Source organism: Bradyrhizobium sp. AZCC 1610 (genome assembly GCF_036924515.1).
Taxonomy (GTDB): Bacteria; Pseudomonadota; Alphaproteobacteria; order Rhizobiales; family Xanthobacteraceae; genus Bradyrhizobium.
Map to the genome: position 1 here is coordinate 5,778,469 of NZ_JAZHRR010000001.1, position 14,650 is coordinate 5,793,118.

15 protein-coding genes and 1 pseudogene are annotated in these 14,650 nt (G+C 60.8%); 5 read left to right on the top strand and 11 right to left on the bottom strand.

The window, feature by feature from the left end; all coding sequences use genetic code 11:
• From V1279_RS28390 to V1279_RS28430, 9 genes are all read right to left on the bottom strand, one after another.
• Positions 1–285, bottom strand: a complete 285-nt coding sequence (locus V1279_RS28390; RefSeq protein WP_334442727.1) for a type II toxin-antitoxin system RelE/ParE family toxin — start codon at positions 283–285, stop codon at positions 1–3.
• Complete coding sequence (locus V1279_RS28395) at positions 282–551, bottom strand: hypothetical protein (protein WP_334442730.1); 270 nt, start codon at positions 549–551, stop codon at positions 282–284. The genes V1279_RS28390 and V1279_RS28395 overlap by 4 nt, the downstream gene beginning before the upstream one ends.
• 67 nt (positions 552–618) lie before the next feature.
• Positions 619–1,242 (bottom strand): peptidoglycan recognition protein family protein, encoded by a 624-nt coding sequence (locus tag V1279_RS28400; RefSeq protein WP_334442732.1) that lies wholly within the window; start codon positions 1,240–1,242, stop codon positions 619–621.
• A gap of 123 nt (positions 1,243–1,365) precedes the next feature.
• Positions 1,366–2,595, bottom strand: a complete 1,230-nt coding sequence (locus V1279_RS28405; protein ID WP_334442734.1) for a GGDEF domain-containing protein — start codon at positions 2,593–2,595, stop codon at positions 1,366–1,368.
• 716 nt (positions 2,596–3,311) lie between these two features.
• Positions 3,312–3,929: a LysE family translocator gene (locus V1279_RS28410; RefSeq protein WP_334442736.1), complete on the bottom strand. Its 618-nt coding sequence runs from the start codon at positions 3,927–3,929 to the stop codon at positions 3,312–3,314.
• Positions 3,930–3,995: 66 nt separating this feature from the next.
• Positions 3,996–4,391, bottom strand: coding sequence for a response regulator (locus V1279_RS28415; RefSeq protein ID WP_334442738.1), 396 nt, complete (start codon positions 4,389–4,391; stop codon positions 3,996–3,998).
• Between the two features lie 42 nt (positions 4,392–4,433).
• Positions 4,434–4,718, bottom strand: coding sequence for a hypothetical protein (locus tag V1279_RS38015; protein ID WP_442894830.1), 285 nt, complete (start codon positions 4,716–4,718; stop codon positions 4,434–4,436).
• A gap of 85 nt (positions 4,719–4,803) precedes the next feature.
• Positions 4,804–5,610, bottom strand: a complete 807-nt coding sequence (locus V1279_RS28425) for a lytic murein transglycosylase (protein ID WP_334442741.1) — start codon at positions 5,608–5,610, stop codon at positions 4,804–4,806.
• Between the two features lie 199 nt (positions 5,611–5,809).
• Entirely contained in the window at positions 5,810–6,562 is a 753-nt protein-coding gene (locus tag V1279_RS28430; protein ID WP_442894921.1) for a lytic murein transglycosylase, read from the bottom strand.
• Between the two features lie 296 nt (positions 6,563–6,858).
• Between V1279_RS28430 and V1279_RS28435 the strand changes: the two are divergent.
• From V1279_RS28435 to V1279_RS28445, 3 genes and pseudogenes are all read left to right on the top strand, one after another.
• A pseudogene (locus V1279_RS28435) lies at positions 6,859–7,763 on the top strand (OmpA family protein).
• An 80-nt stretch (positions 7,764–7,843) separates the two neighbouring features.
• Entirely contained in the window at positions 7,844–9,385 is a 1,542-nt protein-coding gene (locus tag V1279_RS28440) for a hypothetical protein (RefSeq protein WP_334442746.1), read from the top strand.
• Positions 9,386–9,511: 126 nt separating this feature from the next.
• The gene (locus tag V1279_RS28445) at positions 9,512–9,748 is read left to right on the top strand and encodes a hypothetical protein (protein WP_057849867.1); all 237 of its coding nucleotides are present in this window, start codon (positions 9,512–9,514) and stop codon (positions 9,746–9,748) included.
• A 30-nt stretch (positions 9,749–9,778) separates the two neighbouring features.
• Here the strand turns inward: V1279_RS28445 and V1279_RS28450 are convergent, their stop codons facing one another.
• Entirely contained in the window at positions 9,779–10,159 is a 381-nt protein-coding gene (locus V1279_RS28450; protein ID WP_334442752.1) for a thiol-disulfide oxidoreductase DCC family protein, read from the bottom strand.
• 192 nt (positions 10,160–10,351) lie between these two features.
• Here V1279_RS28450 and V1279_RS28455 point away from each other — a divergent pair, with 192 nt between their 5' ends.
• Positions 10,352–11,104 carry a DUF5131 family protein gene (locus tag V1279_RS28455; RefSeq protein ID WP_334442755.1) on the top strand — a complete coding sequence of 251 codons (753 nt, stop codon included), beginning with the start codon at positions 10,352–10,354 and terminating at the stop codon, positions 11,102–11,104.
• Between the two features lie 13 nt (positions 11,105–11,117).
• The gene (gene tcmP, locus V1279_RS28460) at positions 11,118–12,266 is read left to right on the top strand and encodes a three-Cys-motif partner protein TcmP (RefSeq protein WP_334442758.1); all 1,149 of its coding nucleotides are present in this window, start codon (positions 11,118–11,120) and stop codon (positions 12,264–12,266) included.
• Positions 12,267–12,357: 91 nt separating this feature from the next.
• On the opposite strand, the gene rpoD is transcribed toward tcmP, so the two are convergent.
• Complete coding sequence (rpoD, locus tag V1279_RS28465) at positions 12,358–14,478, bottom strand: RNA polymerase sigma factor RpoD (protein ID WP_334442761.1); 2,121 nt, start codon at positions 14,476–14,478, stop codon at positions 12,358–12,360.
• Positions 14,479–14,650 lie beyond the last annotated feature (172 nt).

The window sequence follows — 14,650 nt, forward strand, 5'->3', positions numbered from 1 at the left end:
TCAATCTCGCGCTTCTCTCGGGTGGAATACACGCAGCATCACCAGACGTTTTCCGTCGAAGCGATATTGGAAGACGTAAGCCGCACCCAGGACCTGCAATACAATTTGTCGGTACTCTTCCCGCCCGGCGATCGGCCGCCCCAGCATTGGATGTTCCGACAGCACTCGCACCTTGCCGATGATTTCACCGGCCACGACACCTGCAAGCGACGGATGCTCCCTGTTTAGAAATTCAACGAAACGGTCAATATCGGCAAGAGCAGCGTCCGACCATTCCAGCTTCATCGATTGTGCCAGCTCCGAAACGCGGGTGTGCCCCATGTTTGAAGCCATCGCACGACTTCGTCGTTCGATGCCACCGAGTCTTGCGCTTCGAACGCCTTCCAGCGCCGATCCAATTCAGCGATTTCGCCGGCGTCTGCCGCTACCGGGCTGACCGCAATTGTCGCCAACTCTGCAACCAGTTCTGGCACGGTCACACCACGCTCTGCTGCGCGCTGTTTAAGCACCGACGCGGTGCTGTCGTCGATTTCTATGGTCTGAGTTTTCATGGTTGAATTATACCTGAAAATGCCCCCTTAATCCAGACTTGGGGGTATGCCGCCCCCGTATGCGCTCCTACTCCCCCCACTCCCGCGCCATCGTCGCCAGCGCGCAACCTTCGCAGTAGCGGGCGTCCTTGTAGTCGATCCAGTTATGCGCATAGACGCGCTCGCGCGGAATGCCGTAACGCGCGCGCAGCACCTTCACCAGAATCCGCCACGCCGCGATCTGCGCTTCGGTCGGGCCGCGCGTCACGTCGGGATAGTTGCCGGCGAATTCCACGCCGACCGAATTGTCGCCGACCACCTTCCGGTAGGTCGGGCCGTTGTCGATATACTTGTTGTCGTTGCGGTTGGCGCCGTCGCCGTGAGTCGGAACGAGATGTTCGGCGACCGCCCAGTACACCGTGCCGTCGGTCTCGACCCAGACCATGACGCCGCGCCGCGTCGGGTTCTTCGACTGCGCCTGCGCGCCGTCGCGCGCCGAGCCAGCCGGTCCTTCGGTCTGATGCACGATGATGTTGCGCCAGGGATGGGCTTTCGCAACGTCGCCCCACGGCGCGAGCCAGACCATCTTCAACCCGGGAATATCTGGTGTGCCCGACGAGCGCGCGATCGCAGCGAGGTCGGACGTTTGCGCGGAGGCGGATACGGAAAATGCGAAGGCGCAAACCGCCAGCGCAAGCGAACGAAGGTTCATGTCTCACGGCCCGGTGACGGACCTCAATAACATGCTCGGCGACCTTGTTCGACGCGTTTTCTTCACGCGAACCGGTAGCCACCCCCGGATCAAGTCCGAGGGCATGCTTCGCCCGAAAACGCTTCAGGCGCGCTTGCGCAGGGCCATGTCGGAGATTGGCGGGCTTGCGGGTTCGGGCACCAGCGGCGGTGCCGGGTGGTAGGTCGCAAAGTCGTTGCGGCCGGCCTTCTTGGCGTCGTAGAGCGCATGGTCGGCGGCGGCAATCAGGCGGTCGGGATACGCGCCCATCTCGCGGGCCCATTGCGCGACGCCGATCGAGACCGCGACCGGAATGTCGTTGCCGGTGCATTGTTCGGCGTCCGCACGGCAGACCTCCAGCACGCGGCGCGCGATCATGGCGCCTTCGCGCAGCGTCGAGGACGGCAGCACGATGCAGAATTCGTCGCCGCCGGTCCGTGCCAGCATGTCGCCGGGCCGCAGGCGGGTCTGCGCCATCAGGGTGAAATGCTGCAGGCAGGCGTCGCCGGCGGCATGGCCGTGGGTATCGTTGATGGCCTTGAAGCCGTCGAGATCGATCACCAGCAACGCGAAGGGCTGACCGCTGCGTTCGGAGCGCGCGCATTCTTCCGTGAGGCGCTGCAGCAGATAGCGGCGGTTGCCGACGCCGGTGAGGTCGTCGAGCAGCGCGAGATCCGCGACCTCGTTGCGCAGGCGGTCCATCGCCATCAGCAGGAAGCCGAAATTCAGCGACATCGACAGGAACACCAGCACCAGGATCACAACCGATTGCGCCGGGCTGAAATGCATATAGGAGAACCCGCCGCCCATGGTGGTCACCGCGCCGATCCACCTGGCGACGAAAATGGCCATGATGAGAATGGTGACGACGCCGGCCAGCCGCGCGCCCGGATTGACGCGACCCTCGTGCCGGCTCAGCAACAGCTTCAGGCTCAGCACCATCGGCAGCGCCTGGGCGATCGTGAAGACGGTCATCCGCGCCGGCACGCTGTCATGGACGAAAGTGAAAAAACACAATCCGGCCGCGGTAAGCCCGGTGACCAGCACGGTGAGGCGCCAGGAAACGGGCTGATGGAAGAACTTCCGGATGCCCATCGCAGCCAGGCAGATCGCCAGGACCAATGCGGTGCCGGCGAACAGCAGCGGTACCAGCGTATCCGGGAAAACCACGCGCAGCATCGCCATCGTCGCACCGGCCGCCGCAACGAATGCCGAACCGGTCCAGAACCGCGCGGCTTCGAACAACGGATAGCTGCGCATGACGTAGGCCCAGATCAGGCCCAGCGCGAGAAAATTGATGACGAACACCGTCCAAAGCGTCGGAACGCTCAGCATCGCGAACCCGGGACGCGCACGTCCCGTCCCCCCTGTTGTCTAACGACCGCTCAGGACTTCCGCCTCGAGCCTTCTCCCACGACGATTCTTGTTGTCTTGCCCCGTCGTCTTGCGGGACAAGGTGCATCCGCGCCGCTTAATGGACTCTGACTGCCGCCGGCCAATCCAAACTGTGGTTTTGAATTGATGAAGATCGTCGACGTTCGGACATCGTTAAGCTTGATGCGCGCGATGCGAACAGAGGTGACGAGGCTCGTTTCGGCAAAAAATCGCATCAAAATGCATAACAACTGTGGATAACGCGATGACAACGCCATGACAGCACGCGGCAGCGGCCTCCGAATCTGCTGGGATTGTCATCGAGGATGTTGCGAGGCTGGCCCTCCGCCAAGCATGCCTCGGTGTCGCGTTTCAATCCATGAAAACCTTGAGAGGATACTATGGCTAAGAAAGCGAAGAAGGCGAAAAAGGCCAAGGCGAAGAAGGCCAAGAAGTCGAAGAAGAAGTGAATTTTGGCCCGGGTGGAGTGCTCAGCTTCGCCCGGGCTCCCAACTCCGGGTGTAATTTGGAGAAATGGCGGGCCTTAGGGTCCGCCTTTTTGATTCCGGCGGCGCGAACGCGTAGCCCGGATGGAGCGAAGCGAAATCCGGGGTTTGTCGCAGCGGAACGATTGTCCCGGGTTGCGCTTCGCTCCATCCGGGCTACAGCTGAACCGCCTAGCGCTCCGCAAACGCCAGCTTGGCGCCGAGCGCGGCAAATCCCGCCGCAAAACTCCGGCGCAGCCAGGCCATCGCCTTTGGGCGGGTGATGACGCGGTCGCGCAGCGAGGCTGCGAACAGGCCATAGGCCGCGAACACCGCAAACGTCATCGCCATGAAGGCTGTGCTCAATTCCAGCATCCGCGCCAGCGGGTACGGCTCATCGACGGCGACGAACTGCGGCAGGAAGGCCAGGAAGAAGATCGAGAGTTTCGGATTGAGGATGTTGATCAGGATCGCGGTCACGATGACACGCCGGCTGGAGCGGGTGGCGGCGGCCGGGCCTGTATCGATCGAAAGCGCGCCCGTCTCGCGTAACGCCTGCCAGGCCATGTAGAGCAGATACGCGACGCCGCACCATTTCAGCGCGGCGAATGCCAAAGCACTGGTATGCAGCACGGCGGCAAGCCCGAGCATGGCGGCGAGCATATGCGGCACGATGCCCAGCGTGCAGCCAAAGGCCGCCGCAACGCTCGGCCGCGCGCCAAGCGTCAGCGCCACCGCGAGCGTATAGAGTACGCCGGTGCCGGGGGAAGCGACCACGATCAGCGAGGTCAACAAGAACGACAGCGTCATGGTCAGGCATTACCACGCCAATCTCGGACGTGGAAGCATGGCGCCGCTCTTCACGAACGCGCGCGGTCAGCCTTCGCCGTGATGCCGCCTTTCATATATCATCCGTTCCGCCTCGCGGATAACGTCGAGCGGCACCCACGGCTTGGCCCAGAACTGGACGCCCTCGGGCAATTCCTGATGCAGCGGTTTGCCCGAGGTGACGATCACGCCCATGTCGGGATTGTACTTCCTGGCGATGTGCGCGAGTTCGACGCCATCCATGTTGCCGGCGAGCTGCACGTCGGTCATCATCAGGACCAGACTACCGGCGGCGCGCTCCAGCACCAGCTCCGCAGCCTCCGCACTTTCGCATTCGATGACATCGACCTCGCTCTCTTCCAGCAGCAGGCAAATCATGTCGCGCTGCATCGGATCGTCTTCGACGATGAGGGCGGTCGCGCGAAATGGTTTCGATTGTCCCATGGTGGCCTCCTCCGAAAAGGATCGCGCCGTTTGAGGGCGTCTTTAGTGTCGGGTAGTCGACGTTAAGGCCCGAAGCGCTTTATTGTTCAGTTCCAATTTGCGAAAGTTGCGGAACCCGTCTTCTTTCTCGACCTGCATTGAGTCCACCCCCATTACTGCGATATCCGGAAGTGCGGCCGCCATGACCGGCGCCGGGGTGCTGACCAACATCGTGCGCAACTCCCGCACCGGCGCTGCTATCACCGACAATGCGCGCCGCGCGCAATCGATCGACCGCTTCGATGCCATCGCCAAGACGACGCCGCCGATCGCGGCACAGCGCATCATTCTCGGCATCGAGAAAAACCAGCCACCTACGCAGCTACAGCCCATCGCCATTCCGGGGCGTGCGAAGCACGAGCTGAGACTGTGGCTACCGTCCCACCAGCCTGTCGGCAAAATAGCCGATCGTCTTGCGGTAGATCGTAGCCCTGTTCCACTCGCGCATCGCTTCGAAATTCGCACTCCCCTCGCCATACGGCGCGCCGGCCTTGAAGCCGCTCACGTGCAGGAGGTTCGCGGTGGAGGCGAGCACATCGGGCACGCTGTGGCGGAGATCGACGTGGCCGTTGCCGTCGAAGTCGACGCCGTACTTGATGTAGGACGACGGCAGAAATTGCGTCTGGCCGATTTCGCCGGCGAAGGCGCCGATCAAATCGCGCAAGGGCAGATCGCCGCGCTGCACGATCTTCAGCGCTGCGAGCAATTCGCCCTGGAACAGTTCGGTGCGGCGGCAATCATGCGCCATGGTGGCGAGCGTGCGGATCACCGGCATCTTGCCGATGTCGCCCTTGCCGTAATCGGACTCCAATCCCCAGATCGCAACGATAATTTCCGGCGGCACGCCAAAGCGCTGCTCGATGCGCGCCAGCAATGAGCCGTGCCGCTGCAGCATCTGCCGGCCGATGTTGATGCGCCCGGGGCCGACGCGGGTCGAGACATATTGCTCGAATGTCTTGTTGAAGGTGCCGCGCTGGCGCCGGTCGAAGGCCAACACCGCCGGATCCTGCGTCACACCCGAAAGCGCCTGGCCGATCACGGCCTGCGATACGCCGGCCGCCTGAGCCTCCTGCGACATCGCCGCCACGAAGGTGTTGAAATCGCCGCCGCAGCGGGCGGCGTAAGTGGGGGTGGAACAGATGACGGCACTGAGGAAAATGGCCCAACGAAGTATGCGCATGCGAATCCTTTGTTACGTCTCGCGCCGATCATGCCATGGGAAAGCGGTGTGCGAAACGTCGTCGTCCTGGCCTTGAGCCGGGACCCATACGCCGCGGCCGATCTTGTTAAAGCGGGCTGTTTGACGGCTTGGCTTCAACAATAGCCGCCTGTGGTTATGGGTCCCTGCGTTCGCAGGGACGACCGCTTGATTGAGCCCCCTACTCGCCGCCGTCGATCTGACGGCCCATCAGCGCGATCGCCTTCTGATAGACGCCGGCGGCATTCCAGGCCTGGATGGCGGCGAAGTTCGGCTCGCCCGGCTGGTAGCCCGCGCCCGTGCGCCAGCCGTGGGCTTTAAGAAAATTCGCGGTCGAGGTCAGCGCATTGGCGGCGTTTTCCAGATTGCCGGTGCCGTAGGCCAGAATGGCTTTGGGCATGAACTGGGTTTGGCCGACTTCGCCATGCATCGAGCCGCGCTGGCCAGGAGAGAGCGCGCCGCGGTCGATCAATTGCAGCGCCGCGTAAAGGTGCTCGGTGAAATAGGCCGAGCGCCGGCAGTCATAGGCGAGCGTCGCGATCGAGGCGAGCATGTTCTGATTGCCGCGCTGGCTGCCGAACCCCGTCTCCATTCCCCAGATCGCGAGCAGCGGCCCCGGCGGCACGCCGTAGCGGCTCTGAATGGAGGCGAACAGCGCGCCTTGCGACGCCTTGAGCTGCCGTCCCTTCGCAACGATGGTCGCAGCTCCCCGCTTGGCAAGAAACTGGTCAAGCGAGAGATTGAAGCTGCGCTGGCCGCGATCGGCATTGATGGTCGCCTGCGCGTAGTTCGTCGCCATCAGGGCCTGGATGGTCGAGGCACTGACGCCCTTGGCCCGCGCCTCGCCGGCGAACTCGCCCTTCCAGGCGGCGTAGCCGGCGGATGAGCTGCCGCATTGCGCGGCGTCGGCTTGGGAGTTGAAGCATGCGACCATGGCCAGGGTGGCGCTGAAAGCAAATGCGATGCGGAGCATGGAAAAGCCATTCCTGAGAGAGCACTGCAAATAAGCATCGGCTTCTAGCACGTCCTTGGCCGCGCTTCGAGGGTTGCGGCAAACGCACGGGCCGAATCTCCCCGAAAATGGCCATGATTGCGACTAATTTGAACCGGTTGATCTGCCGGCGCGACCTTTACAAGTCATACTTCGTCCTACCGCTCCCCCCGATCGTTTCTCGAACAAATGGATTTCCCATGGGCTTACCGCGCATACTGTTCAGGCCGATCCTCCTGATGCTCGCCATGTCGCTTGGCGCGATGACGAACGCTTCCGCGCAGACGCGCGACGTGGCCGGCGCCAGGGATTATCCCGGCATCGGGCGGTTCGGCGGCAGCGTCATCACGGGATATCAGGTGAAGGATTTTGATGCGGCGCGGATGCAGGGAGCCGCCTTCAAGGACGGTAAGCCTGTCGACGCGCGGCGGCTGGAAGGCCGCATTACCCGCATCGCCTATCGCACCAATCCCGGTCCCTCGATCCTGGAAGTGTCGCGCAATTTCGAGACCCAACTGGTGAAGGCCGGATTCGAGAGGCTGCTTACCTGCGACGTCGACGCCTGCGGCGGCATTCCCTTTTCGGAAGCCGTCGACGCGCTGCCGATCCCGCAGATGTGGGTGGACGGTTTCAACTATCACTATTTTGCGGGGCGCAAGGTGGACGGCGGGCGCGAGACCTATGCCAGCCTCATCGTCAGCGAAAACAACCGCGAGATCTATGCGCAGCTCGTCATCGCCGAGCTAGGCGCGATAGAGAACAAGATGGTGGATGCGGCTGTCATGGCCAAGGGCCTCCGCGAGACGGGCCGCATCGCGCTCTACGGGATCTATTTCGATACCGACAGGGCCGAGGTGAAGCCCGAAAGCCGCCCCACCCTCGAGCAGATCGCGAAGCTGCTGACCGCCCAGGTCGGACTCAGCGTCTTCATCGTCGGCCACACCGACAACCAGGGGCCATTCGCCTACAATCTTGATCTGTCGCGACGCCGCGCCGAGGCGATCGCCGCCGAGCTGGTGAAGAACTACGGCATCGGCGCGCCGCGGCTGCGCACCGCGGGCGTGGCCCTGCTTGCGCCGGTGGCTCCAATGCCACCGAGGCCGGCCGCGCGCTGAACCGCCGGGTGGAGCTGGTGGCGCCGTAGCTTCAACGCGTGGGCCGACGTCCGATTTGGCCCCTCCAAGGACAATGGCTATGACCAGGTCCAATGGTTTCAAAGTCGGAATGGGAATTGCGATCGCCGCACTAACGGGAAGCCAGAAGGCAACCGCGCAGGCGCCAACGCTTTCGGTAGACCCTTCACGACTGCCCCGTCTCGGCACCGTCGACGAGCGTTTTCAATCGTACAATTTGGAAATGGTCGAGGTCACCGGCGGACGGTTCTGGAAGCCCTATAGGGCGAGCGCCTCAGCGCCGTCGGCGCGCGGCGCTGATAATGCCGGCAATGTCCCGGCGGGCAGCAATCCCGACCTCTACGCGTATCGGGAGCCCATCGACCTGTCGAACTCCCGACTGCGCATATTGGCTGCCGCGCTGGCCCCGGCCTACATGCGCGTCAGCGGCACCTGGGCCAATACCACATACTTTGCTGAAAACGATGAGACGCCCGCCACACCGCCCAACGGCTTCCGCGCGGTGCTAAGCCGCGAACGCTGGAAAGCTGTCATCGACTTAGCCCGCGCGGTTAACGCAGAGATCGTGACCTCGATGGCCACAGGCCCAGGTGTCCGGGACGCGGCAGGCCGATGGCAGAGCGATCAGGCGCGTCGCTTCTTCGCCTATACCAGATCCATCGGTGGCAGAATTGCCGCCGCCGAGTTCATGAATGAGCCGACGCTGGCCGCGATGGGCGGCGCACCTGATGGCTATGACGCGGCAGCTTACGGGCGGGACTTCAAAGCCTTTGTTGCGTTCATCAGGACGAGCGAACCGGATGTGATGGTTCTGGGCCCCGGTTCGATCGGCGAGACAGCAGCGCCGCAATCATCCAGGCCATCATTCCTCAGCACGCGGGACTTGCTTGCAGCATCCGGATCCGGCATCGACGTTTTTTCCTATCATCACTACGGCGCCGTCTCGCAACGATGCGCTCCGGGTCAAACCACATCCGAGGCTGCCCTTTCGGAAGCGTGGCTGGCGAGCACGGACCAGACGCGCGCGTATTACCAATCGCTCAGGGACGAGTTTGCGCCTGATAAGCCGATGTGGCTCACCGAAACCGCCGAAACAGCTTGCGGCGGCAATCCCTGGGCTTCCACTTTCCTCGATACGTTCCGATATCTCGATCAGCTTGGCCGGCTTGCCAGAGCCGGCGTCAAAATGGTTGCGCACAACACGCTTGCCGCAAGTGACTACGGCCTGCTTGATGAGAAGACGTTGCAGCCGCGGCCAAACTATTGGGCGGCGCTGCTCTGGCGCAGGCTGATGGGCACAACCGTTCTTGACGCCGGCGTGCACGATGGGATGCGCCTCTATGCGCATTGCCGACGAGGCGTGCGTGGGGCCGTCGCACTACTGGCCATCAATACGGACCGGACGAACGCCGCAACCTTGCGATTGCCTGTGACCAGCGAGCGCTACACGTTGTCGGCGGATCATCTGCAAAGCGCCGGCGCGAAGCTGAATGGAACGGCCTTGGATCTCGGACCGAATGACGATCTTCCGCGGCTTGCCGCGGTGACATCGCCGCCAGGTTCGATTGAGATCGGACCGGCCACGATTACGTTCCTCACGGTCGGGGATGCCAAAAATCCGGCATGCGATTGAATTTCTTGCGGATGCCGGCCGCACGCTCGTCCACGCGTTTGTCCCGCGGCGCATTGACCAGGCTTACCAGCCAAAGACCCGCTATTTTTCTTTGACAACGTCTCGCTGATCGAAGAAAAGCCGCCCATGGCCAAGAAACCCGGGACCAATCCCAAAGGCGAATTTGCCTTTTTCAACGTCGTTTATGAGGACGACTCGCAACGCTCCAACCGGCGCGTGCCGTCCGAGCTGCTCGGCGGGCTCGACGGCGACGAGCCGGCGCGCGGATACATCATGGAGCAGGACCGCGAAATCGCCGAGAAATCCGGCCGCACTCCGCTGGCGATCAAGAGCATCAGCCGGGTCGGGGCGAAGAAGAAATAGAGCTGCGAGCGTAGGCGGGCGCGATCGCCCTCACCAATGCCCTTTTCGCCTGTTCCACGCGAACAGCAGGTCCGCGAATCGATCGTACGCAAACCGGGTCAACGGCAACATCATACGATTGCCGAACAGCGACGCGAGCCAGCCCTCGCCCGGCGTCACGCGCCAGGTCGCGATCGCGACATCCGCGCCGACAATCAGCCGATCAGCCTCATCCGTGGCATGTAGCCGGCGGCGCACGTCGTCGAGCGAAACGCCATAAGCCGCCAGCGCCTCCGGTTGTTCGTTGATGTCCCTGAATTCAATGCTTCCCGCGCGGACGGCGGCCAGCAACTTGTTGCGCTGCCAGTCGATGCCTGCATCGCAAACGGGGCAGCGCGTGTTGTACCAGACAACAAGACGATGATCAGGCATGATGTCCTCAGCTATCGAGAACGGCAGAGACTGCCGCGCGTCTCTATCACCTCTATGTCGATAGTTGGATCTCCCAATCATCCGCAGCTTGTCCTGGGTGGACCGGGAATTCAGCCATACCTAAGGCTTTACGGTCTCTGATAAATTGCTTTTGAGTTGCCCTTGTTCTCTTTTTGTTCTATGGTGACTGTTATGGCCGCTTCGACGCAAATCGAATGGACTGACGCGACGTGGAATCCAGTCACGGGTTGCACCAAAATTACGCGCGGCTGTGACTTCTGCTACGCCGAGCGTTTCTCGGAACGATTTCGCGGCGTACCGAACCACCCGTTTGAAAATGGCTTTGACCTGAAGCTGCGACCTGAGCGCCTAACGCAACCTCTGAGTTGGCGACAGCCGCGGCGCATCTTCGTCAATTCGATGAGTGACCTTTTTCATAAAGAGATACCGCGATCCTTCATTGATTCCGTATTTGACACTATGGAAGCGGCTGACTGGCACACTTTCCAAGTTCTGACCAAGCGCAGTTCGCTTATGACCCGCTACCTTCGCAATCGATATGGTACAGACAAAGCACCGCCCCACGTCTGGCTTGGCGTATCAGTCGAAGATGCAAAAAATACTGTCCGGCTGAAGCATCTAAAGGGCGCTCAGGCATCTGTTAGATTCGTCTCGTTCGAACCTCTACTTGGTTCGGTAGGCAAGATTGACCTCAAGGGAATCGATTGGGCTATCGTGGGCGGCGAGAGTGGTCCGCGCTCTCGTCCCATGGAAGAAGAATGGGTGATCGAAATCCGAGATCAATGCCGCTCTGACAAGGTTGCGTTTTTCTTCAAACAATGGGGTGGCGTACGGCCGAAATCCGGCGGGCGTCTTCTCCGAGGTCGCGAGTGGAATCAATACCCGAGCATCTATCGGGATGTACGTTTAGAGGCCGCTGAATAGAAAGGAACAAGCTGTGACCGATCCTTATTTCGGTCGCGAGCAAACCAAGGCCAAGCATTTCATTCTAAGACGGTACCTTCAGGCGCTCGCGTTCAAAGTTCTTCGGTTTTCTGACATTACCTACGTCGACGGATTTTCAGGTCCATGGGAAACTAAGACTGAGGACTTTATCGATTCATCCTTCATGATCGCAATCAATGTTCTGCAGGATGCGCAACAGAAGATTCAAACTCAGACGGGGCGACGTCGAAAAATTCGCTGCTTCTTTTCCGAAAGTAACCGTCAAGCCTACACCAAGCTAGCCTCGGCCATTTCTCCATTTCACCGTCCCACAGAAGATTTTGAGATCAAGACTTACTGCGGTGAATTCGAAAGCGCGATATCCGAAATACAAGCTTTCATCGACCGCTCCTTCCCTCTGATCTTCATCGATCCAACGGGATGGACAGGATACTCTTTAAGCAAGATCGGACCGCTCTTTAATCGACCAAAATGCGAAGTACTACTTAATTTCATGTACGATTTTGTAAATCGCGCCGCTTCAATGAGCGACGCAAGAACAATTGCATCTCTCGACCCCATTCTCGGGGGCCCAGAATGGGAAGCGCGACTTGATCCAACTCTTCCCCGAGGGCGCGCAGTCGAAAAACTATTTCGTGACAACCTAGCGCTCGCCGGAAAATTTGATTTCGTGGTGTCGACAAAGATAGACCGACCGACGGCAGATCGCCCCCATTTCTTTATCGCCTACGGAACGAAGTCGCGCGATGGACTAAAGACATTTCGTGAGACCGAATACGACGCCTTGAAGTTTAATGCGCGCGACCGAGCCGACGCCAAAGAGCGTAAGCGTGAAGGCCGATCAGGTTCACCCGACCTATTCTCCGGCTTTGAAGCAGATGTTCAAGAGACCACGATTGACAAAATCGTCGAAGAACAAAAAGGGCTAGCTTCACAGGAGGCGCTAAGAATTTTGCGCGAGTTCGGCCCGACATCTTTTTCGAGTATCTGGGAGACGCTTCTTCAGGTTTACGTGCTGCGAGTGACGAACGTAAAAGATATCTGTGTCGACTTGGCAAAAATTGGCACGATCGAAAATACTTGGGGCGGCGGCAATCGTAAGCCCCGTGACCAAGACACAATAAGGCTGAGACTCAGCTAGCTTCGTAACTCTCAACAAAACGGCGGGCTTTCGCCCGCCGCTTGTTTTTTGGATGGATTGCCGGGTCAAGCCCGGCAATGGCGAGCTTGAATTAGTTGTCCAAGAAGCTCCGCAGCTTCCGCGACCGCGACGGATGCTTCAGCTTGCGCAGCGCCTTCGCCTCGATCTGACGGATGCGTTCGCGCGTCACGCTGAACTGCTGGCCGACTTCTTCCAGCGTGTGGTCGGTGTTCATGCCGATGCCGAAGCGCATGCGGAGCACGCGTTCTTCTCGCGGCGTGAGCGAGGCCAGCACCCGCGTGGTGGTTTCGCGCAGGTTGGACTGGATCGCCGCATCGATCGGCAGGATCGCGTTCTTGTCCTCGATGAAATCGCCGAGGTGTGAATCTTCCTCGTCGCCGACAGGCGTTTCCAGCGAGAGCGGCTCTTTCGCGATCTTGAGGACCTTGCGGACCTTCTCGAGCGGCATGCCGAGCTTCTCGGCGAGCTCTTCGGGCGTCGGCTCGCGGCCGATCTCGTTGAGCATCTGGCGGCTGGTGCGCACGATCTTGTTGATGGTCTCGATCATGTGCACGGGAATGCGGATGGTGCGCGCCTGGTCGGCGATCGAGCGCGTGATCGCCTGCCGGATCCACCACGTGGCGTAGGTCGAGAACTTGTAGCCGCGGCGGTATTCGAATTTATCGACCGCCTTCATCAACCCGATGTTGCCTTCCTGGATCAGGTCGAGGAACTGCAGGCCGCGGTTGGTGTATTTCTTGGCGATCGAAATCACGAGACGCAGGTTGGCCTCGACCATTTCCTTCTTGGCCTGGCGCGCTTCGCGCTCGCCCTTTTGCACGCCGTGCACGATCTTGCGGAATTCGCCGATCTCGAGGCCGGTGAGGGCTGCCAGCGACTGGATCTCATGGCGCAGCTCCTTGATGCGGTCCTTTTCGTGATGGACGAAATTCTTCCAGCCTTTTGCCGAAAGTTTCGAGACACGGTTGAGCCAGCGCGGATCGAGCTCCGAGCCCTGGTAGTTGCGCAAAAAGTCTTCGCGCGCGACGCCGTGGCTGTCACCCAAACGAAGCAGACGGCCTTCGAACGAGACCAGCTTCTTGTTGATGTCGTAGAGCTGCTCGACGAGGGAATCGATACGGGCCTGGTTCAGGCGCAGCGACTTCACCTCGACGATGATTTCGTCCTTCAGCTTCTTGTACTTGCGCTCCTGCGAGGGCGACAGCGACTCGCTCTGCAGCTGGTTGGCGATATCCTGTTCCTGCAGGCGGCGCAGCTTCTTGTATTCGGAGGCGATCTTGTCAAAAGTTTCGACCACCTTCGGCTTCAGCTCGGCCTCGATGGCGGCGAGCGACATCTGGTTTTCGAACTCGTCGTCGTCCATGTCGCCTTCGGCGGCGGCTTCGGCCGGATCTTTCTCTTCGGTGTCCGCACCGGGCGCAGGCGCGGCGCGGAACGGGGTCGCCGACGGCGGGGCCGCGGGCGGCGCGACGTGCGCAGGCGCAGCCGCGCCATTGGCGTCAGCAACGGGAGCTGCGTCAGCACCGGCGCCGGCGATCAACGCCGGGTTCATGTTGTTCTTGGCGTCGGGGCCAGCGTAGGTGGCTTCGAGATCGATGATGTCGCGGAGGAATATCTTTCCTTCGTTGAGTTCATCGCGCCAGATGATGATGGCCTGGAAGGTCAGCGGGCTTTCGCACAGCCCTGCGATCATCGCCTCGCGGCCGGCCTCGATGCGTTTCGCGATCGCGATTTCGCCTTCGCGCGACAGCAATTCCACCGTGCCCATCTCGCGCAGATACATGCGGACGGGATCGTCGGTGCGCTCGCCGGGTTCGGACTTCTTGACTTCGGTGACGGCCTTCTGCGTGACCTCGACAAGCTCGTTGTCGGTGTCGTCGTCGGCCTCTTCCTTTTCCTCGTCGGCGTCGGCCTCTTCGGCCTCGGACACGTTGATGCCCATGTCGGAGAGCATCGACATGATGTCCTCGATCTGTTCGGGCGAGGTGGTGTCGGAGGGCAGCACTTCGTTGAGCTGATCGAAGGTCACGAAGCCGCGCTTCTTGGCCTGCTTGATCATCTTCTTGACCGCGGCATCGGAAAGGTCGAGCAACGGCGACGGCGCGTCGGCAGAATCCTTCTCAGGGGCGTCCGCTGCCTTGTCGTCTTTTTCCTTGTCTTTAACCTGCAGCGTCTTTGCCTTGGTGGCCATTCATCAAGCTCCCGAAACGCGCTCGTGCGGGATGGCGCGCAACGCCACCCGCCTCTGAATTACTGAAGTCGTCGGCGGGATGTCTTTTGTTTGAAAAGCCAACCCGCTAGATCCTTGCTCTTAGCGCGTGATCGTTTCGGAAAACCGGATATCCACTTTTCCGGATCACGCC